Annotated in this window: 18 protein-coding genes and 1 pseudogene; 10 read left to right on the top strand and 9 right to left on the bottom strand. The window is 70.1% G+C overall.

Going from position 1 to position 19,693, the window contains the following annotated elements; all coding sequences use genetic code 11:
- Positions 1–154: 154 nt before the first annotated feature.
- Positions 155–355 (bottom strand): annotated as a pseudogene (locus RBJ77_RS07275) (contact-dependent growth inhibition system immunity protein); the annotation flags it as partial.
- Between the two features lie 424 nt (positions 356–779).
- Here RBJ77_RS07275 and RBJ77_RS07280 point away from each other — a divergent pair.
- The 5 genes from RBJ77_RS07280 to RBJ77_RS07300 all read left to right on the top strand — a co-directional run bounded on the left by RBJ77_RS07280 (position 780) and on the right by RBJ77_RS07300 (position 6,466).
- Positions 780–1,004, top strand: a complete 225-nt coding sequence (locus RBJ77_RS07280) for a hypothetical protein (protein ID WP_372344186.1) — start codon at positions 780–782, stop codon at positions 1,002–1,004.
- Between the two features lie 82 nt (positions 1,005–1,086).
- Positions 1,087–1,590, top strand: a complete 504-nt coding sequence (locus RBJ77_RS07285; protein WP_372344187.1) for a DUF4365 domain-containing protein — start codon at positions 1,087–1,089, stop codon at positions 1,588–1,590.
- An 8-nt stretch (positions 1,591–1,598) separates the two neighbouring features.
- Complete coding sequence (locus RBJ77_RS07290; protein WP_372344188.1) at positions 1,599–2,687, top strand: hypothetical protein; 1,089 nt, start codon at positions 1,599–1,601, stop codon at positions 2,685–2,687.
- A gap of 30 nt (positions 2,688–2,717) precedes the next feature.
- Positions 2,718–3,329: a hypothetical protein gene (locus tag RBJ77_RS07295; RefSeq protein ID WP_372344189.1), complete on the top strand. Its 612-nt coding sequence runs from the start codon at positions 2,718–2,720 to the stop codon at positions 3,327–3,329.
- Positions 3,326–6,466 (top strand): helicase HerA domain-containing protein, encoded by a 3,141-nt coding sequence (locus tag RBJ77_RS07300; protein ID WP_372344190.1) that lies wholly within the window; start codon positions 3,326–3,328, stop codon positions 6,464–6,466. Before RBJ77_RS07295 ends, RBJ77_RS07300 begins: the two co-directional genes overlap by 4 nt.
- A gap of 56 nt (positions 6,467–6,522) precedes the next feature.
- Here the strand turns inward: RBJ77_RS07300 and RBJ77_RS07305 are convergent, their stop codons facing one another.
- The 8 genes from RBJ77_RS07305 to RBJ77_RS07340 all read right to left on the bottom strand — a co-directional run bounded on the left by RBJ77_RS07305 (position 6,523) and on the right by RBJ77_RS07340 (position 14,470).
- Positions 6,523–6,771 carry a hypothetical protein gene (locus RBJ77_RS07305; RefSeq protein ID WP_372344191.1) on the bottom strand — a complete coding sequence of 83 codons (249 nt, stop codon included), beginning with the start codon at positions 6,769–6,771 and terminating at the stop codon, positions 6,523–6,525.
- A gap of 398 nt (positions 6,772–7,169) precedes the next feature.
- Positions 7,170–7,577 (bottom strand): FKBP-type peptidyl-prolyl cis-trans isomerase, encoded by a 408-nt coding sequence (locus tag RBJ77_RS07310; RefSeq protein WP_372344192.1) that lies wholly within the window; start codon positions 7,575–7,577, stop codon positions 7,170–7,172.
- A 139-nt stretch (positions 7,578–7,716) separates the two neighbouring features.
- Complete coding sequence (locus RBJ77_RS07315; protein WP_372344193.1) at positions 7,717–8,454, bottom strand: YoaK family protein; 738 nt, start codon at positions 8,452–8,454, stop codon at positions 7,717–7,719.
- Positions 8,435–8,998: a DoxX family protein gene (locus RBJ77_RS07320; protein WP_372344194.1), complete on the bottom strand. Its 564-nt coding sequence runs from the start codon at positions 8,996–8,998 to the stop codon at positions 8,435–8,437. The genes RBJ77_RS07315 and RBJ77_RS07320 overlap by 20 nt, the downstream gene beginning before the upstream one ends.
- A 50-nt stretch (positions 8,999–9,048) precedes the next feature.
- Positions 9,049–9,711 carry a hydrolase gene (locus RBJ77_RS07325; RefSeq protein WP_372344195.1) on the bottom strand — a complete coding sequence of 221 codons (663 nt, stop codon included), beginning with the start codon at positions 9,709–9,711 and terminating at the stop codon, positions 9,049–9,051.
- Between the two features lie 68 nt (positions 9,712–9,779).
- Positions 9,780–11,660: an amidohydrolase gene (locus RBJ77_RS07330; RefSeq protein ID WP_372344206.1), complete on the bottom strand. Its 1,881-nt coding sequence runs from the start codon at positions 11,658–11,660 to the stop codon at positions 9,780–9,782.
- 249 nt (positions 11,661–11,909) lie between these two features.
- Positions 11,910–13,052 carry a low temperature requirement protein A gene (locus tag RBJ77_RS07335; protein ID WP_372344196.1) on the bottom strand — a complete coding sequence of 381 codons (1,143 nt, stop codon included), beginning with the start codon at positions 13,050–13,052 and terminating at the stop codon, positions 11,910–11,912.
- A 50-nt stretch (positions 13,053–13,102) separates the two neighbouring features.
- A complete protein-coding gene (locus tag RBJ77_RS07340; RefSeq protein WP_372344197.1) occupies positions 13,103–14,470 on the bottom strand; it encodes an NAD(P)/FAD-dependent oxidoreductase in 1,368 nt (455 codons plus the stop codon).
- A gap of 227 nt (positions 14,471–14,697) precedes the next feature.
- On the opposite strand from RBJ77_RS07340, the gene RBJ77_RS07345 reads away from it, so the two are divergent.
- The 5 genes from RBJ77_RS07345 to RBJ77_RS07365 all read left to right on the top strand — a co-directional run bounded on the left by RBJ77_RS07345 (position 14,698) and on the right by RBJ77_RS07365 (position 19,453).
- The gene (locus RBJ77_RS07345; protein ID WP_372344198.1) at positions 14,698–15,276 is read left to right on the top strand and encodes a Dps family protein; all 579 of its coding nucleotides are present in this window, start codon (positions 14,698–14,700) and stop codon (positions 15,274–15,276) included.
- A gap of 144 nt (positions 15,277–15,420) precedes the next feature.
- Positions 15,421–16,656, top strand: a complete 1,236-nt coding sequence (locus tag RBJ77_RS07350) for a PucR family transcriptional regulator (RefSeq protein ID WP_372344199.1) — start codon at positions 15,421–15,423, stop codon at positions 16,654–16,656.
- Positions 16,657–16,885: 229 nt separating this feature from the next.
- Positions 16,886–17,716 (top strand): alpha/beta fold hydrolase, encoded by an 831-nt coding sequence (locus tag RBJ77_RS07355; protein WP_372344200.1) that lies wholly within the window; start codon positions 16,886–16,888, stop codon positions 17,714–17,716.
- A 156-nt stretch (positions 17,717–17,872) separates the two neighbouring features.
- Entirely contained in the window at positions 17,873–18,631 is a 759-nt protein-coding gene (locus RBJ77_RS07360) for a helix-turn-helix domain-containing protein (protein WP_372344201.1), read from the top strand.
- A gap of 102 nt (positions 18,632–18,733) precedes the next feature.
- Entirely contained in the window at positions 18,734–19,453 is a 720-nt protein-coding gene (locus RBJ77_RS07365; RefSeq protein ID WP_372344202.1) for an alpha/beta fold hydrolase, read from the top strand.
- Positions 19,454–19,693 lie beyond the last annotated feature (240 nt).

The raw sequence follows: 19,693 nt of genomic DNA on the forward strand, positions 1-19,693 counted from the left end.
TGTGCGGGTGGCGCCGGGAGCGACGGATGCCGACGGGTGATGGGTCCGTCTGGTCAGCCGTGGCTTGAGCAGATCACCCGGGCTCGGGGTGGTGATCCGTAGGGGGGCCGAGGACCGGGACGCCAGGATTCTGTACGGTCCCGCGGGGGCGGGATCAGACGGCGGTGCGGTGAACGAGGGTGCCCCGGATGTTGATGAGCCACTGGCGCGGCAGAAGTCCCTTCGGAGGCGCGATCCGCAGGCCGAGTACGCGTGCGGCTTCCGTCAGGTCGTCGTCGTTCGGGTTGGCCGCGATGAACGCGTCGATGTCCGTGGCCGCGGCTTGGTGGTCCTCCGGGGATTCCAGGGCGAGGTAGTCGTCGACGGCCTAGGCGTGTGACTGGTACACAGCGGAGAAGTCCTGGTGGAAATAGGACCCTAGAAGGTGGGCAAGGTCTTACGGGGTGGCTCGGGGTAGGACGTCAGGACGCGGTAGCCCAAGGGATCGGCGGTCGGGTCCTTCCGGAGGACGGCTTTCGCCCCCGTCACCCATTCAGCGGGCATCCCGTCCTGAGGTCGCAAAGTCGCACCGCCGTGCGAGAACGCTGGCTCCGTATCTGGCTCGAAGGTTTCGCCTCCGACGCGCTGGTTCATCTCCTTGGCGCGCTACCCGATGTGCCCTCGCGATCTGGACGGACCTCGACCCGCCGGGCATCGCCAAGGTTGCCGACCTCGCCCGGCGCATTGAATGTCCACTGCACCCCGTCGCTATGGACCCGGCAACGTACGCCCGAGGATTCATGCTCGACGAGCCCCAGCAGAAGCGGCACGCTTGGGTGCGACAGGCCCTGGAGCAGTCCATGACCGGCCCGCAGATACTGCGCCCGCTGGCGGCGGCGCTGCCCTGGCCAGGGCGCACAAGATCACTCCGTAGTGAGCGCCAGTTCGTGATCCTTGGAGCACATTGCATCAGGGATGAACAGCTGTCCGTCGACGATCGTTTCGCAGGCCTGACGGAAGGCTGATACGTGGCCCTGACAGTCGTTGGCATGTCCCGTACGATTCCCCCTGCTGTGTGCCGCAGTAGGGGGACATGGGGGGATTTTTGTGCTCGAGGCGAAGCAGCATCAGGGCAAGTTCGGCGAAGACTACGTCCGTGTGCTGGCCTCCGCGGCAGGGCTGATCGTCGTGCAAGGCGATCTCGACGTGGACGGGGTCGACCTAGGGTTCCGTGCCACCGGCCGCTACGGACGGACGATGTCGCCCACGGTCGAGGCTCAGATCAAGACATGGTCGAAGCCGTCCGTGTCGAACGGCCACCTGAACTTCCGCGGGCTCAACGAGCGGCAGTTCAACAAGCTCGCCGGCCCCGACTTCACCGTGCCCCGGTTTCTGTTCGTCATCTGCGTCCCCGCCGACAACCAGGCGTACGCGGCCATGAGCACCGACGGTGTACTGCTCCGCCACCTCGGCTACTTCGTGTCGCTTCGCACCGAGGAGCCGATCAAGGACCCCGACCATTGCCGAAAGCGTCCGGTCAGAGTTCCGACAGCGAACGTGCTCACCGCCGCCTCACTGCGCCGGCTCACCGAGACGCAATCCGACTGGTAGGGGAACCGATGACGATTCCGCTGAAGGTCGACGACATCGCCAGCTATCTGGCGGACACGGGTTGGGAGCGGGACCCACAAGGCTGGCGCGGAGCGAGTGTCTGGCAACACCCAGGCGAATACGAGGTGTTGGTACCCGCGCGCGACGGCATGGGCGACAGCGACAGCCGAGTACGGGAGATCCTGCGCTGTCTATGCGTGCTGGAGGACCGGCCGGTGGGCGACATCGCCCTGGAGATCGCCCGACCGCAGCTGGACAAGCAGTCCTTCCGCACGTTTCCCACCGGCCACGACCCCGGCTACACCTCGCTGCATTTGGGTACGCAAACGGTTCTGGGGGTTCGCAATGTCCTGACGGCGGCGGCGCGCGCCGCCGTGCAGGGCCCGCACTTCGTCTTCGCCGGCCGGCAACCGGCCGTGGTGGGCGGCCTCTTGCGCGAAGCCGAACTCGGCCCCTCCCGCGCCGGGAGCTACGTCGTCGAGATCCGGGTGGCGGCGGACGCGACGGCCCGAGCCGCGACCGGGGAGCAGGTCACCGGTCGGGCCGTGCTGGTCCAGATGCTCGAGGCGGTGAGCGCGGCACAGGCTGCCGTGGCGGCGGACGCGCCCGCAGCCTTCGACGAGACCGTCACGGCCGGCGTCTCCGCGGATCTGTGCAAGGCGCTCAGCATGCTCTCCGGTTCCGATCGGAGCGAGCCCTTCGAGATCGGCTTCCGGTGGGCGCGCTCGCAGCCACGCGATGTGGCGTCACGCGTCGTCGCGTTCCCGGAGACCTCGGGATCGCTTCTGCACGCCGCGTCCATGCGGCTTCGCAGCCTCAACGTCACCGGTGCCGCGACGGTCACCGGTGTGGTCGAGGGGCTGCATGACGACTCCTCCGGCAACGACCGGTGGCGGATCAAGGTCCGCGGTGAGTTGAGCACCGAGCACGCCGAACTGGCCCGGCGGGCCGTCTGGGTGCGGCTCCCGGACCAGGCCTCGTACGACCGTGCGATCACCGCGCATCGGGAACGGCAGGTGATCACCGTCATGGGCGAGTTGTCCAAGAGCATGACCGGCCGGGTGGAACTGGTGCCCAGGCGGGGGTTCGACATCTGACCGGATTTCGGCTCATCGAGGAGGGGCCCTGTGCCGACTGAGTTGACTGTACGGGATCATGCGTCGCTGTTCGCCCTGATGGTGGTCGCACGGCCGGTGACCAACCGTGAACTGCGCGAACTCGCCGGCCTGGAGATCACCGCGGCGGTGCGACGGCGAGTGAACCAGGATGCCGAGCTGATCGTGACCAGGAAGCCCGGTGCGGTCAACACGCACCAGCTCACGACCGCGGGCCGGACCTGGTGCGAGTCCGCTCTGGTGGCCGGACGCCCCGACGGAGCGAAGTTTCCGGCCGGGGTGCTCTATGCGGTCCTCGACAACGTCGGGCAGTACCTGGCCCGCTCCGGCACCAAGTTCGGCGAGTTTTTCCAGCCCGACGCCGAGGCCTGGATCCGCGCGGTCTACACGGAACTCACCGTCCGCCGGAAACCGGGCAGTTGGGTCAGACTGTCGGTGCTGCGCCCCTGGCTCGAGGACCTGCCGCGAGGGGCCGTCGACGCCGAACTCGACCGGATGATCGAGCAGCCCGACGTCCAGCTGATGGGCGAGCTGAACCGGCGCACGCTCAGTGACGAGGACCGCAGGGCCGCCGTCGACATCGGCGGCGAACCCCGCCACCTGCTGCGGATCGGACCGGCGTGAACGGGGAACTCGCCGCCCTGGAGGCGCTGTACATCAACACCGCGCTGACCCATGAAGAGATCTGGACGCCGGTGACCTCCTACCACGTCGACGGCCTTCATCCCGAGGTGTTCCGGCGGCTGGGGAGGTCGATGAGCGCTGTCGAGCGCGCCCACTCGCCGGTTGCGACCGTGGTGCGTGGCGAGAGCGGCTCGGGCAAGACGCATCTGCTCGGCTGGACCCGTCACGAGATCCAGGAGCGCGGCGGCTCCTTCTTCTACATCAAGCTCGTCACCGGCCGGAACTTCTGGGAGAGCGCCGCCGACAGTCTCGTCGACAGTCTCTACCGGGAGGACGAGGGCGGCCAGGAACAACTGACGCGCCTGCTCGACAGGCTTTCGCGCCAGGCTCGCCTCGACCCGGACACCCACAACGCCGTCACTGGACGGAGCGAGTTGACGCGCGCCCATGTCGACGCGTTCGTCCGGGGGATCCGGACCATCGACCGACAGGTGGGCAACGCGGCCGCGGACACGGCCCGCGCGCTGGCGCTCATCGCCTCCAGCGGCGATCCCGTGGAGATCGGCAGGACCTACTTCGCACTCAACGACGACGACGGGGACAAGCGCGCCGCCTGGGGGATGTCGCCGGGCGGGCCATCGGCTCAACACGTCCTCCGCGATCTGACGCGCCTGTTCGCCCTGGCCGGACCGCTGGTGTTCGCCTTCGACCAGCTCGACACCCTGGTGTCCGCCGCGGAGACGTCGTCGCTGACGTCGCCCGCTTCCGGCGAGGGCCGGGCCGCGAAGCGGCTGAGCAGTGAGATCGCCAACGGTCTGATGGAACTGCGGGAGGAAGCCCGCCGGACCCTGATGGTCGTGGCGTGCCACGAGGACACCTGGGAGCAGATTTCCAGGGTGGCAGTCCGTTCCGCCCTGGACCGGTTCGAGGTGCTGCCGACGCTCGGCGCGATTCCCGACGAGGCCACCGCCGCCGCCATCGTCAGCAGCCGCTTTCGCCCCTACTACGAGTCGTTGGGGTTCACCCCGCGGTATCCCACCTGGCCGGTCACCTCGGCGGCGCTGGCCGAAGCGTCTCACCGTTACACCGCGCGGCGGCTGCTCATCCGGGTCCAGAAGCACATCGAGGCGTGTCTGCAGGCCGGCACGGTGGCCGAACTGATCTCCCTGGCAGGCGCAGAGCCCACGGCAGCCGTACCGCCCGCACCGTCGAGGGCCGTCGACCTGAGCACCCTCACGGAGGCCTTCGACAAGCTCCGTGCCGAGGCGGACGACCTCGGGCCGATCGACCCCACGACCGAGGACGGGTTGATGCCCGCTCTGCTGGGCGCGGGGCTGCGGAGTCTGCTCAGGGAACTGGGTGCCGACGAGACGCGGTTCTCCATCGAGACCGACTTCGGCCGCAAGGCGGCGTTGCACGCCCGGTTGCGCTATGTCGTGGAGGAGGCCAGCGAGAACGAATTCCACTGGTCCTTCCGGGCGATCGCCGCGAACAACGCCATCGCCGCCCAGAACCGGATCCGTAACGCGGCCGTGGAGGCAGGCCTGACGGCCGGCCTGGCGAGCCGCCGGCTGATCCTGCTGCGGAACATGCCGTACCCGAGCGGCCCCAGGACCAAGGACATCAAGGACGACTTCGAGGCGCGGGGCGGGGTGTCGCTACCGATCGGCGCCGCCGACCTGCGGACCCTGGCCGCCCTGCAGGCCATGCTCGACGACCGTACGTCAGGCATGGACGAGTGGCTGCGACAAAAGCACCCCGCCTCCCGCATCGAGGTGTTCGCGCCGGTGCTGGCGGACTTACGGCACCATCTCGGCATCGCGACCACGGAAGTCGGCTCCAAGGTGGCGGTGGAGGCGGCGGGCACACCGGAGGACGCCGAGCCCGTTCGTACCGAACCCGCTCGTACCGAGGTCGTCGTCGGAACCACGGTCCGGGGCAGCCGTTCGTTCGCGGTACCCATGGAGCAGCTCCGGATGCACAGCGCGGTGGTGGGCGCGGCGGGATCGGGCAAGACGGTCCTGATCAAGCGACTTGTGGAGCAGTGCGCCCTGCGCGGCGTCTCGGTGATCGTGCTGGATCCGAACGACGACCTCGCACGGCTCGGCGACCCCTGGCCGCGCCCGCCGAAGCCTTGGACGGACGACCATGAGCGCGACGCCCGACGCTATTTCACGGATGTCGAAGTGGTGGTGTGGACACCGGGTCTGAACCGGGGACGTCCGATCTCCTTTTACCCGCTTCCCGACTTCGGTCCCGTCCTTGACGACGAGGACGACTTCCCCCGGCTGGTCAGGTCGACCGTGACCTCACTCGCGCCATATGCCGGTGTACGCGGCAGCAGTGCTCGCGCGATCCAGCAACAGGGGGTCCTCAAACGTGCCCTCGAACGGTACGCGCGCGACGGCGGTAAGACCCTGGCCGGCTTCGTCGAGCTGCTCGCCGAGCCCCCGAGCGACATCGTGAACAGCAGGACCAGTCGCTTCGCGGTGCAGATGGCGGACACGCTGGAAGCCGCGATGGAGACCGACCCGCTGTTCGGGGAGTCCGGCGCACCCGCCGATCCAGGCATGCTCCTGATCCCGTCGCCGGGAAAGGCCGCCCGTATCTCGGTGATCAGCTTCGTCGGCCTGTCCGGCGACGGACCGGCCCAGTTCGTCAGCCGCCTCCAGGCGACCTTGTTCTCCTGGTTCAGGGCGCACCCGGTCGGTGACCGCCCCCTGGGCGGGCTGCTGGTGATGGACGAGGCGCAGAACTTCGTGCCCTCCGGTGCATCGAATCCGAGTACGGAGAGCACGGTCGAACTCATCCGCCAGATACGCAAGTACGGACTCGGGATGGTCCTCGCCTCACAGGGCCCCAGAGGGATCCACAACCAGGCGCTGGGCAACACCGCGAACCAGTTCATCGGCCGACTCACCGTATCCGCCCAGATCGAGGCGGCCACGACCATGGCTCAGGCGCGGAACGCGGTCCTCGACAACCTCGCCGGTCTCGATGCCGGCACGTTCAACGCCGCAAGCGAGGGGACCGGATTCAGCAAGATCGAGGTGCCGATCTGCCTCAGCCACCACGATGTGCCGCTCAAGGAGGAAGAGATCGTCGAGCGAGCCCGCAGGCTACCTGAGCGGTCGTGAGGTTGCTAGCGCGTCCTGGCCCGTGCTGAAGACCCCGACCTGCGCGGTCGGGGTCTTCAGCACGGGCCAGGACGCGCCGGACCGAGGCCCGCATGGCTGTATTCACATGGCTCGCTCGGTTCAGCAATCGGCGCCGTCATTCCGCGCTCGGTCACATCAGCCCGGTCCGTATCGACGTCGTTGGTCACCGCGCGGGCGATCCGCACAGGGGCAGCGGTCCGTACGGTGGCCCGCGCCGCCCAGTCGGCGACCTCATCGGCGTTGGCGACGGGTGTCATCACATGACGGCCGATGACAACGGCCACCTGTGCCAGGGGGGCGCTGCTGCAGGTGTGAGTGGACAGAGACGGGCACGAAGCTCGCGTGGCCTCCGGAGCGAGACGAGAAATGACGGATCCCTAAAGGCGCGTACCGTAGGAAGTAGCCAGCAGCTTCCGTCGAGATCGTCAAACTATGGATGCTGGGCACTTAGTTCTGTGAACTCCGCTCAGTCGCCACGAGCATCTCGCAGCGGCGCATGAGGGCGTTCACGAACTCGCCTGGGAGCGGCGGCACTTCTGGGGGTCAAGGGGTCGCAGGTTCAAATCCTGTCGTCCCGACAGCTCGATTCATCGAATGTCGCAGGTGAAGGGCCGTTTTCGAACGGCCCTTTTTCTGTTGCCCCGGCCCCTCTTCCGTACGTCGCGGGGAGGAGCATCCACGGTCACCCGGCCCTGCTCCACCCAGCCGTGCTGGAGTACGAGTCGAGCAGGTCCACCACGAAGACCAGGGTCGAGCCCGCGGGGATCGACGGTGTGGGCGACTGGTTGCCGTAGCCGAGGCGTGGGGGAACGATGATCTCGCGGCGGCCGCCGACCTTCATGCCCCGTACGCCCCGGTCCCAGCCCTTGATGACCTTGCCGCCGCCCAGGGCGAACTTGTACGGCTCGCCCCGGTCCCAGGAGGCGTCGAACTCCTTCCCGGACTTGAAGGTCACCCCGACGTAGTGGACTCTGACCACCATGCCGGGTTTCACCTCGGGTCCGTCCCCGACGATCAGGTCCCGGATGGTCAGCTCGGTGGGGGCGTCGCCCTCCGGAACGGTCACCTCGGGCTTCGTCAGTTCGGTCATCGCCGCCTCGTCGCTCTCTGTCGCTGCCTCGTGCACGGGGCACCAGCCGGGCACCCCGCGCAGTGGTGGTCACGCTACCGAGGATGCCCCGCCCCGCTGAGGCGGGACGGGGCATCGGCCGTCGAAGAGTCACACAGGCTCACGCGGGTGGCCTGGTCCAGGCCGGTGTCGAGGCCGACAGCCGCAGGGCCGTCGCCGATGTCGCCACGAGCAGCGCCAGTGCCAGCAGCAGGATGTGCAGGAGCTCGGCGTGGGCCAGGAGCAGGGCCCCTGCGAGAGCGCCCAGGAACATGGCGACGACGGAGAGAACGCGCCGTCCGGGGCGGGGCGTTGCGCCGCCCGCCGGGCCCGAGTCCGCCGCCAGTCCCGTCAGCGTGAGCGTCAGGACGGTCGTCGTCAGGTCGGGGACCCCGAGCCGGCGCGCGACCGCGTTCTGCATGCCCATCGCGAGGCCGAGCAGGACGATCAGGGTGTAGCGAACCGGGCTGGACACCTCGCCGTGCGCGACCGCGACCGCGATCACCGTTCCGGCGACGAGCAGCGCCTGGACGGCGGTCGTCGTGCCCAGCAGCCGGCCCCGGTGCACCGCGAACCGGGTGCCGAAGCGCCCGCCCGCCAACGCACCGACGAGGAACGACACCATCGAGACGATCGACGCGGTGACCGACAGGCCGGGCGCGCCGGCCAGGGCGAACCCCAGGAAGACCACGTTGCCCGTCATGTTGGCGACGAAGACCCGGCCGAGCGCCAGATAGCTCACCGCGTCGATGAGACCCGTCACCACGGTCAGCACCAGCATCAGCGGCGGCAGGGGCCCGTGCCGGTCGTCCTTGGGTGGGACGAGTGTGCGGGCGGCGTCAGCCAGCAGTTTTCGCATGCCGCGTCCTTTCGCTCTGCGTCTCGTCGTGCTGCGTCTCGTTCCGCGTCGTGTCGCCGGCCGCCGGGTGCCGCAGCACCGCCCTGGTGGCCAGCCCGCTCACCGGTCCGATGACGACCGCTGTGAGGGAGACCCACAGCGGCCAGGCCACCGGCCCGAGGGCGTGGTCGAGCGACCACCGCCCCGGGCCGGTGAGGGCGAGGGCCGCGGCGACGGTCACCAGGACCAACGGATATTCGTAGCCGTCGTTCTGGACCCACAGGCCCTTGTGCCACTTGACGGTTCCGGCCACCGTCATCACTCCCGCGGCGGCCATCGCCGCCAGAGGAGTCAGGAGGCCGGCCGCCAGGAACAGGCCGGCCCCGATCTGGCTGCCGCCCGCGGCGAGGGCGGTCAGCCGTCCGCCGCGGAAGCCGTCGCGGCGGAACTCCTCGGTTCCTCCGGCCAGCCCGTTGCCGCCCAGCCGGAAACTGACCTTCTGCACTCCGTGCCCGGCGATGAGGAGCCCCACCACCAGCCGGAGCACCAACAATCCGCTGTCCATCGCGTCTGTCCGCCTGTTCCTGACGTCCGTCGTCAACCGTGGAGGGGGAGTCAGCCGGCGGCGTGCTCGCCGATGACGGCCTGCGCGTAGACCACCCCGAGGCCGTAGGTGCCGCCGTTCTCCTTCACGACGTCCATGACCGGCAGGTACGTCTCCGTCCGGGCCCAGTCGCGCTGGAGCTCCAGCAGCACCTGCACCCACGTCACCGGCACCACACCGGCCTGGACCATCCGCTGGACGGCGTGGTCGTGGGCCTGGGGGCTGACGCCGCCCGACGCGTCGGTGACGACGTACACCTCGTAGCCCTGCGCGAGCGCCGACAGCGCGGGCAGCACGACGCAGACCTCCGTCCACAGACCGGCGATGACGAGCTTCTTGCGCCCGGTCGCCTTGACCGCCTCGACGAAGGCCTCGTCCTCCCAGGCGTTCATCGTGCTGCGGTCGATGATCTCCTGGCCGGGGAAGACGGCCGCGAGCTGCGGCATGAGGGGGCCCGAGAACGATTCGGCGGCCACGGTGCTCAGCACGGTGGGGACGCCGAAGACCTTGGCGGCCTTCGCCAGGCCCACCGTCGAGTTGATGATCGCGGTGCGGTCACCGCTGCCCGTGCCGAAGAACATCTGCGGCTGGTGGTCCACGAACAGGACCGCGCAGTTGTCGGGGGTGAGCAGGGCATTGCTGGGAGTGGCGGTGACCTCGGCGATGTTGACCATGAGAGTGCCTTTCAGGATGAGTAATGACGATCACGGACGGTCGTCCGTGATCCGGGAAGGGAGTTCGGTCAGAGGGAGAAGCAGGGGTCGAAGACCGGGGTGTCGGTCTCCGGAACCAGGCCCTGGCGGGCGCGCCACTGGCGGTGCAGCCGCGACTCCGCAGCGGCCTCGCCGAGCAGTTCGGCCTGGCGGACTCCCGCTCCGCCCGGTACGGGAGTTGCCTGGTAGCCGCCGAAGTGGGCCACGGGGCTCCACTCCGGGGTCACCGGAGGCATCAGCTCGTCGATGCCTTCGTACTCGCGGGCGGCGTAGACGATCCGGCCGCCGACGACCGTCAGGAGGGCTTCGATGTGCGGGATCTCGGGGTCGGGGACGACGAAGTAGTCGTCCGAGAGCACGGTGAGGTCGCCGAGGAAGCCCGGGCGCAGGATGCCCTTGCGGTCCTGCTCGCCGGTCAGCGTGGCGCCGGCGGTGGTGAACATCTCCAGCGCCGTCTCCCGGTCGACCCGGTTGTGCGGCGGGTGGATGGTCAGATCGCCGACGGTGCGTCCGGTGACCAGCCAGTGCAGGGCGATCCAGGGGTTGTAGGAGGAGACCCGGGTGGCGTCCGTACCGGCGCCCACCGTCATCCCCCGGCCCAGCATCGCCCGGATCGGCGGTGCGTCCGCCGCCGCGCCGATGCCGTAACGGCGCACGAACGCCTCGCCCTGGAAGGAGAGCCGGTTCTGCACGGACATGGCGCCGCCGAGGGCGACGATGCGGTCGAGGCTGTCGGCGGACACGGTCTCCGCGTGGTCGAACAGCCACCTGTTCTCCCCGGGGAACAGGCCCTCCGCGGCGAGCTTCTCGAAGACGGCCAGGTCACGGCGGATGGTCTCGTCGTACGTGGCGTGCAGGCGGAACCCCCAGCCGTTCTCCATCAGGAGGCGTACGGCCTTCTCGAACTCCACCTCGTAGTCGGGGGCGTGTTCGGGGCGTGGTTCGGCGAAGTTCTCGAAGTCCGCCGCCGCCCACGTGAGGTTCTCGCCCGCGCCGTTGAGACGCAGCCACTCGTCGCCGTCCTCGGGGCGGACCATCTCGATCCAGCGCGTGAGGTCGTCGATCTCCTGGCCCGCCGTCTGCGGGAAGAGGTGGTAGGCGATGCGCAGGGACAGTTCGCCGTCCCTGGCCAGCTCCGTGACCGTCGCGTAGTTGTCGGGGAAGTTCTGGAAGCCGCCGGCCGCGTCGATCGCGGACGTGAGGCCGAACCGGTTGAGTTCGCGCAGGAAGTGCCGGGTGGACGTCTTCCGGTGCTCCTCGTCCAGCACCGGCGCCTTGGCCAGGGTCGAGTAGAGGATCAGCGCGCTCGGCGCGGCGAGCAGCATCCCGGTGGGTTCACCGTCGCGGCCCCGCATGATCTGCCCGCCCCGCGGGTCGGGGGTGTCCTTGTCGTAGCCGGCGGCTTTGACGGCCGCCCGGTTGAGGATCGCGGACTGGTACAGGTGCAGGACGAACACCGGAGTGTCCGGCGCGGCGGCGTTCAGCTCCGCGACCGTGGGCAGCCGCCGCTCGGCGAACTGCTCGGAGGACCAGCCGCCGACCACGCGCACCCACTGGCCCTTGGGCGTCCGCGCCGCCTGCTCGCGCAGCATGGCCAGGCCCTGGCGCAGACTGCGCACGCCGTCCCAGCGCAGCTCCAGCACGTAGTTGAGTCCGCCCCGGATGACGTGCAGGTGCGCGTCGTTGAGACCGGGGATCATCCTGCGGCCGAGGGCGTCGACCACTCGGGTGGCGGGACCGACCTGGTCCGCCACGTCGCGGTCCGCGCCGACCGTCGTGATGACGCCGTCGCGGATGGCGATCGCCTCGGCCTGGGGGCGGCGGGGATCACCGGTGTGGATCTTTGCGTTGCGGACGACGAGGTCCGCCGCGTCGTCGGTGGCGCGGGGAGTGAGCCCGCCGACCGGCATCGTGGACACGTTGGGACAACCTCCTACTGGGCGTACGGGGGGTGGGATTCAGGGGGAGGATCGCGCGCTCGAGCCGGGCGAGAGGCCGGCGAGGTGCGCGAAAGGCCGTGCGGCGCTTCCTTCGTTCCTCACGCTATGCCGGGAGACCGGGGCCCGATCTCCGGTCAGCGCACTGCGAGTTGTCCTGGAGCGCACTGGATGCGCGCGACGCCGGCGGTGGCCGCGCCGAGTGCCGCGCACACGGCCGGCTCAGGTGCGCCGCTGCACGGTGACCGCGACGACGACGCCCGCCAGGAGCAGACCGGCGACCAGCGCGGGCGCCGGGGACCACGTGGCGAGCAGGATGCCGACGACACCGACGGCGAAGGGCACTTGCTCGACCCTGCGGCGCTGATGGGGCCGGAGGTGCACCGCCCAGACGCTGCACACGAAGACGGCGGCGGGGAGGGTGACCGCCAGGGCGGCCCACGCCGTCCCGGCTGACCCGGGTGACCCGGCCGGGCGGGTGAGGTGGTCGGCGAAGGCAGCCAGTCCCGCACCCTCGGCAGCGGCCGACGCGAAGATGAAGTAGTGCCCGTACGCCCAGGTGAAGCGCTTCGCGTGGGCCCGGTGCGTCGTGGCGAGCAAGGTGTGGGCGGGCCTCGTGAAGTACAGCCACCACATCGCGAAGGCCGTCAGCAGCCCGCCGCCGGCCAGGGCGCACAGGGCGGCGATGCCGTGGTGCCGGTCGAAGGCTCCCCGGACGGCGTTCGTGGCGGCCGCGACGGACTCGCCGAGCACGATGAGGGTGAACAGCTCGTAGCGCTCGGCGATATGACGTGGATGCCAGGGAGTCATACCGGCGGACTGCGCCCACACGGGGACCGCGACCTCCGCGAGGATCATCGCGACGATGCCGGGCAGTTGCCACGCCGTCGGCAGCAACAGCAGTCCCAGCCAACCGACCTGACAAGCCGTCACGCCGATGGCGAACCGCAGCGTGCTCGTGCGCCGGGCCGGATCGGCGAGCCCCGCCCGCAGCCACAGGGAGGCCAGAGCCGTGCGCAGCACCACGTACCCGAGGGTGATGACGATCAGGTCCCCGTGCACGAAGGCCCGTCCGACGCCGGCGGCCAGGACGAGGGAGCCCGTGATCTGCACCAGGACGGTCAGCCGGTAGGGGGTGTCGTCCGGGTCGTAGGCGGACGCGAACCAGGTGAAGTTCATCCACGCCCACCAGACGGTGAAGAAGACCAGGGCGAAGCGCAGGGCGCCCGAGGCGACGTGACCGTGGGTCAGGGCCTCGTGCAGGTGCTCCGACGCCTGCGCCACGGCGACGACGAAGCACAGGTCGACGAAGAGCTCCAGCGGCGTGGCGGTTCGGTGGGCCTCGCCCGGGTCGCGCCCCGTCATGGCGTGCCGCCGGGGCCGGGCGAGGACCGCCCGGCCGGTCGTCGCGCGGCTCAGCGGAGGTCTCCCAGCGCGGCCCCGACCGTCCGGTGGAAGGTGGGATAGGTGTAGATCATGCCCTTGAGCCGCTCCACGGGCACCTCGGCGTGGATCGCGACGCTCAGCCCGTACAGCACCTCGCCGCCCGCGGAGCCCGCCGACGTCGCACCGACGAGCACACCGCGGTCGGCGTCCTCGACGAGCTTGACGAAGCCGTCGTTGCCGGGCCCGTGGATCCAGCCGCGGGTCGAGGAGGCGAGCGGCAGGAGACTGGTGCGCACGCGCAGCCCCTCGTCCCGCGCCGCGCGTTCCGTCAGCCCGACGGCCCCGATCTCGGGGTCGGTGAACGTGACCCGGGGCAGGGCCCGGTAGTCGGCCGTCGGCCCGTCCTGCCCCAGGAGGTCGCGGACGGCGATCTCCGCCTGGTACATCGACACGTGGGTGAAGGCGCCCCGCCCGGTGATGTCGCCCACCGCCCACAGTCCTTCGCCGGCCCGCAGCCGGCCGTCCGTCGGCACGGCGGACGCGGCGGGATCGAGGCCCACCGTGGTCACGTCCAGCGCGGCGAGGTCGGCGTGGCGTCCGGTCGCGACGAGCAACCGCTCGGCCCGCAGCGGTGCGTCGCCGCCCTCGACGAGGACGCTGAACTCCGTGCCGTCGTACGAGACCTGCCGCGCCCGGACGCCGGTGAGCACGCGCACGCCGTCCGCGCGCAGGGTCCGCGCCGCCAGGTCTCCGGCCTCCGGCTCCTCGTGGGCCAGCAGCCGCTCCCGGCCCTCGATCACCGTGACGTCGCAGCGGAAGCGGGCGAAGACCTGAGCCAGTTCCACCCCGACGGCCCCGCCCCCGAGCACGATCATCGACGCCGGCAGTTCCCCGGCCGCCGTGGCCTCCCGGTTGGTCCAGTAGGGCGTGTCCGCCAGCCCCGGCACCGGTGGGATCACCGGGCGCGTCCCACAGGCCAGCACGACACCGCGCCGCGCCTCGAGGACCCGCTCGCCCACGGCCACGCGGCGCGGCCCGCTCAGCCGCCCCGTGCCGCGGACGATCCGGCAGCCCTTGGCCGTCAGCCGGTCCACCGCCGCCCGGTCGTCCCAGTTGTCCGTGGCCTCGTCCCGGATGCGCCCGGAGACCTTGCTCCAGTCGGCGGTCACGACCGCTTCGCCGGCCAGGTCCGGTACGCGGCCCGCCTCGGCGAGGAGGTTGCCGGCCCGGACCATCATCTTGGTGGGCACGCACGCCCAGTACGGGCATTCGCCACCGACCAGGCCGGCCTCCACGCCGACGACGTCCCAGCCGGCCTCGGCCAGCGTTCCGGCGACGTACTCGCCGCCCGGCCCCAGGCCGAGTACCACCACATCCACTTGCTCGTTCGTGCTCACTGCCGCTCCTCGTCACAGGCGTCCTTGCCCGCCGACGCTAGGAGCGGCCGGGGCGCGACGGGATTCCGCCGGTGCACGGGCTCTTGTCCGACAGTGAACGGCCCGCGGCGGCCGGCGCGGGCCATGCACGGACAGGCATTCAGGCATGCGCTCACGGGCACGTCGGACGGTGTGGCGCCGCCTAGCGTCGCGGACGTACGCACAGCACGGACCGCAGGAGGCGGATCATGACCACAAACTCTCGTCCCGTGACCGGAAGCCAGCCCTGGCTGCACCAGAAGGGCCAGGTCATCCAGGAGTTCGGATCGGTCAAGCAGTTCCCGCTCGGCCTCTCGTACGAGGCCCGGATGTACTCGTGCCAGCGCCTGAACAAGGCCCTGGCGGACACCCAGATCCTGTACGGCCTCTACAAGAAGCACCACTGGCTCATGCGCGGCGCGACCTTCTACCAACTGCACCTGGTGCTGGACAAGCACGCGGGGGAGCAGCTGGAGCTCATCGACACCCTCGCCGAACGCGTCCAGTCACTCGGTGGTGTCGCCGTGGGCGACCCCCGGCACGTCGCCGAGATCACGTCCGTCCCCCGGCCCCCGGACGGCGTGGAAGAGGTCCCCGCGATGCTGTCGCGCCTCCTGGAGGCTCACGAGACGATTCTCATCGACGCCCACGACGCCGCCAAGCGCACCGCCGACCTGGGCGACGACGGCACGAACGACCTCTTCGTCTCGCAGGTGATCAGGACCGGCGAGCTGCAGTCCTGGTTCCTGGCGGAACACCTGGTGGACACGCCCCTCGTCCGTTCCTGACCCCCCGACCGAGGCGCCCCATCGCGACATCGCGATGGGGCGCCTCTCGCGTGTGAGTGATCATGGCCAACCTCACACTGTCGAAAATTTGGATGCCTGGTTTCACGACTTGTAGAAAGAGGGCGTACAAGGGGAGGAATCACCATGGCCGATCGGCTGGAGCGGGCCCGCATGGGCAGTGACGCGCTGCGGGAACTGGTGGAGGAGCTGGCCGACCGGCTGCAGCGGTCCGTGGTCCTCGACGACCCCCTGATCAGGCTCATCCTCTCCAGCCGGCACTTCGAGGACGCCGACCCGGTCCGCATCCGCAGTCTGTTGCAGGGCAGGGCGGACAACGAGGTCATCAGGTACGTGCTCGACCAGGGCGTCGCCCAGTGGACGAAGCCGGGGTACATCGAGGGCCGCGACGACCTGGGACTGCTGCCGCGCTACTGCGTGCCGCTGCGGGAACGCGGGCACCTCCTCGGCGTCCTCATGGTCGTGTCGGTCGACCAGAACCTGACGGCCGAGGAGACGGCCGCCATCGGCAAGTCCGCGCAGCTCATCGCGGCGCAGATGTGGGCGGAGCGGGCCGCAGCCCAGGCCGAGGAGTCGCTGCGCGCCCTGCTCGACACGAGCTCCACCGCGAGGGGCGCCGCCCAGCAGCAGATCCTGGGCGCCGGCCTGCTCCCGGACGCCCCGCACGCCGTGGTCAGCGTCGTGCAGGTGTCCCGGTCCCACGAGCCGCCCGGGCAGGTCGAGACCGCGCTGCGTGCCGCGCTGGAGAGGTACCACAGCACGCGGTCGGCGCACGGCGCCGTCGCCGTCACCACCGAGCGCGCGGTCCTGCTCCAGATGAGCGAACAGCCGCTGGAATCAAGGGAGTTGACCGACCAGGCCCGCCAGATCATGGGCAGTCTCGACACCTTCCTGGATGCCGCCGCCGCTCCCGTGCTCGGCATCGGTGGCCGCCAGAGCGGCATGGCCGACGCATGGGTCTCCTACAAGCAGGCGCTCGTGGCCGCCCGCGCGGCCCGCCGGACGCCCCGTTTCGAGCGGGTGGGCGACTGGGAGGAGCTCCGGGAGTTCGCCGTCCTCCTGCAACTCCCGGACGAGGCCCTGAACGCCTCCCTGCTGCCGAAACCGCTGCGCACCCTGCTCGCGGCCGGTGGGGCGCACCGCCTGGAGGAGACGCTGCGCACCTTCCTGGAACACGCCGGCTCGATTCCGCGCACCGCGGAGGCCCTGCAGATCCACCGCACCTCCCTCTACTACCGGCTGCGACAGATCCAGGAGATCACCGGACTCGACCTGGACAGCGGCGCGGACCGGCTCGCCCTGCACCTGGGCCTGCGCATCCGGGACCTGCTGGCACCGGACCGGGACGACACCACGCGCTGACCGGACCCCGGGCGCCCGCCGCTGCCCGCTCCGCCGGCCCCACTGCTACAGAGTGACGTGGTTTTCGCGGACCAATCCCTACGGAGCGCGGTGGTCCCGACATACCGGGCCGATCGATAATGAGTGCAGGCTGGAGCCGACGACGTCGTCGCCCGGCCATCGCGTTGGACACCGACACGACGCGGAGAGACATGTCGTGAAGGCTGGACAGAAGATTCGGGGCGGGACCATGAACGAACTGACGACGAACGACGGCGTGCGGCTGACCTACCGGGACAGCGGCGGCGACGGTGTCCCGCTGATCATGCTGCACGGCTGGGGACAGACCCAGGAGATGTTCCGGCACCAGCGCGAGGGTCTCGCGACCACCCGCCGCGTCATCACCCTGGACCAGCGGGGCCACGGCCTGTCGGAGAAGCCGCGGCACGGATACCGCATCGCCCGGCTCGCCCACGACGTCCTCGAACTCGTCGATCACCTGGATCTCGACCGGTTCGACGCCCTCGGCTGGTCGATGGGCGTCTCGGTGTGGTGGAGCTTCATCGACCAGTACGGCACGGGGCGCATCCGCCGGTTCGTGGCCGTGGACCAGCCCGCGTCCGTGGCGGCCGTTCCCTGGCTGACCTCCCAGGAGCAGCAGGACACCGGCGCCATCTTCGACGTGGCCGATCTGCTGCGGCTCGGCGCCGACCTGGCCGGTCCGGACGGCGAGAAGGTGCGCGAGGCCTTCGTACGGGGCATGTTCTCCGGCGACCCGGACCCCGACGTCTTCGGCTTCGTCGCGGAGCAGATCAGGGCGACCCCCGCGTACGCCGGAGTGCCCCTGCTCTACGACCACTGCGCGCAGGACTGGCGCGACGTCCTGCCCCGGGTGGACGTGCCGACCCTGGTGATCGGCTGCGAGGGCAGCCATGTGAATCCCGCGTCGCAGCAGTTCATCGCGGACCGCATTCCCGACGCGCGGCTCCACGTCTTCCCGTCCGACGTGGCCAATTCCCACTTCCCCTTCCTCGAGAACCCCCCTGCTTTCAACGCGGTGGTCGACGCCTTTCTGCCCTGAGCGGCGGACACGGCAGGTCCCATCGCCGATCCGGCGGATCCCGCGCACAGCGCGACACTTCACATACTGAGACGAACAACGGCGCGACTGGAGCTCCTGATGACCAGGTCGGTCATTTCACGCATGCCGAAATACAGCGAAAACACTGATCACAGCTTGAAGGACGCGGGTTCGGGTCATTGCCGAACCCTGCCCTGGGCAGCACGTGAAGGCGACGACGCCTGCCTGTACCTGGGAATCACCCGACCCTCGCCGGAGAAATCAGGCGACCTCGTTCTCCTCGACGAACTCCGCCCCGAGCACCAGCTGCACGGAAACGAATTCGTCTTCTTCCGCATCCCCTACTCCTATTTGGGGATAGCGCAGGACGAGGCGAGGCACCTGGCGGGCCGCCGAGTGAGCGCGGCCGGTGGCGTCGCCGCTCTCGTGTCGAAGTTCATGTCCGCACTGATCGGCGCGGAGGGCCTGTGGGATTCCGCCCACGGCAACCGACTCGCCCTCAACGCCGTGGACCTCGTCGCCCTGCTCGTCGCGGAACTCCTCGCACCCCGCCGGGCCGAGACCTCCGAGAACGGCAGCGCCATGCTGGCCCGCATCCGGTCGTACATCGACGAGAACCTCATGGACCCGGACCTCTCCCCGGAGTCCGTCGCGCGCGCCCACCACATATCCGTCCGCTACCTGCACAAGCTGTTCCAGGCCGATGGCACGACGGTGAGCACGCACATACGCCAGAGCAGGCTCGCCGCCTGCCGGACCGACCTGGGACGGCCGTCCAACAGCAGACGGTCCGTCGCCGCGGTGGCGCAGATCTGGGGCTTCACCAGCCCGTCCCACTTCAGCCGTCTCTTCCGCCAGACCTACGGCCTGACGCCCACTGAATGGCAGGTCTCGGCCTCCCGGCAGAGCTCCTGACGCCCGGCATCCGCCACCCGGTCACGCCCAAGCCGCCATCAGCCCCCCGCCATCACCACCCTGCGCACCGCGCTCGGCACGGCGTAGAGAAAGAGTCCGGACATGCCTCCTGCCCCTCCCACGGTCGTCCTCGTCCACGGTGGCTTCACCGACGCGGCCGTCTGGCTCGGCGTCATCGACGAACTGCAACGGCACGACATCCCGGTGCTCGCGGTGGCGAACCCGCTGCGCGGCCTGGCCCGTGATGCCGCCTGCGTGGCGTCCGTCGTCTCGCAGATCGACGGCCCGGTCGTTCTGGTCGGCCACTCGTACGGTGGCGCGGTGATCACGGTGGCGGGCACGGCGGACCAGGTCGTCGGACTCGTCTACGTCGCCGCGTACGTGCCGGAGGAGGGCGAGAGCCTTCGAGAGCTGGCGGACCGCTTCACCGGGTCCCCGCTCGTCGGCAGTCTGAAGCCGTGGACCTACCGGACCGTTGGAGGGGCGGACGCCACCGAGTTCAGCATCACCCCGGAGGCGTACGCCGCCGTCTTCGCCGCCGACGTCTCCCCGTCGGTGGCCAAGGTGCTGGCGGTCACCCAACGCCCGCTGGCCGCGACGGCGTTCACCGAGCAGGCCTCGGCGGCGGCCTGGCGGACGACACCCTCGTGGGCCCTCGTGGCCGGCGCGGACCGGGCCGTCAGCCCCGACGTGGAGCGTTTCGGCGCCCAGCGGGCCGGGGCGACGACCGTCGAACTCGACGGTGCTTCCCACGCGGTGACGGTCTCGCGGCCCACGAGCGTGGCCGACCTCATCCGTGAGGCAGTTCGGGCGACCGGCTGACACGGGCGACCGAGCCACGGAGCGCGGAAGACCCGACAGGGTCTCCCGCGCTGTTCGTCTGTGGGGGAGCGACCACGACGGAGACCCGGGTGCGTGTCCGCACTCCGGGTCTCCGTCTTCTCACAGGCCGACACTGTGCTCGGGTGGAGAGCTGCCACCGCGTTCGGCTACGGGCACGTGCAGCGGGGGCCTCGGCCCGGACAACTGGCCCAGGGCGGCGAGTCGTTGCTCGAAGGGGAT

The organism is Streptomyces sp. KL116D (genome assembly GCF_030766975.1).
Taxonomy (GTDB): Bacteria; Actinomycetota; Actinomycetes; order Streptomycetales; family Streptomycetaceae; genus Streptomyces; species Streptomyces longispororuber_A.

Coding starts and splice junctions, on each gene's coding strand:
- RBJ77_RS07280 (WP_372344186.1), top strand. CDS start 780: ATGCTCGACGAGCCCCAGCAGAAGCGGCACGCTTGGGTGCGACAGGCC.
- RBJ77_RS07290 (WP_372344188.1), top strand. CDS start 1,599: ATGACGATTCCGCTGAAGGTCGACGACATCGCCAGCTATCTGGCGGAC.
- RBJ77_RS07310 (WP_372344192.1), bottom strand. CDS start 7,577: ATGACCGAACTGACGAAGCCCGAGGTGACCGTTCCGGAGGGCGACGCC.
- RBJ77_RS07315 (WP_372344193.1), bottom strand. CDS start 8,454: ATGCGAAAACTGCTGGCTGACGCCGCCCGCACACTCGTCCCACCCAAG.
- RBJ77_RS07320 (WP_372344194.1), bottom strand. CDS start 8,998: ATGGACAGCGGATTGTTGGTGCTCCGGCTGGTGGTGGGGCTCCTCATC.
- RBJ77_RS07325 (WP_372344195.1), bottom strand. CDS start 9,711: ATGGTCAACATCGCCGAGGTCACCGCCACTCCCAGCAATGCCCTGCTC.
- RBJ77_RS07330 (WP_372344206.1), bottom strand. CDS start 11,660: ATGCCGGTCGGCGGGCTCACTCCCCGCGCCACCGACGACGCGGCGGAC.
- RBJ77_RS07335 (WP_372344196.1), bottom strand. CDS start 13,052: ATGACGGGGCGCGACCCGGGCGAGGCCCACCGAACCGCCACGCCGCTG.
- RBJ77_RS07345 (WP_372344198.1), top strand. CDS start 14,698: ATGACCACAAACTCTCGTCCCGTGACCGGAAGCCAGCCCTGGCTGCAC.
- RBJ77_RS07350 (WP_372344199.1), top strand. CDS start 15,421: ATGGCCGATCGGCTGGAGCGGGCCCGCATGGGCAGTGACGCGCTGCGG.
- RBJ77_RS07355 (WP_372344200.1), top strand. CDS start 16,886: ATGAACGAACTGACGACGAACGACGGCGTGCGGCTGACCTACCGGGAC.
- RBJ77_RS07365 (WP_372344202.1), top strand. CDS start 18,734: ATGCCTCCTGCCCCTCCCACGGTCGTCCTCGTCCACGGTGGCTTCACC.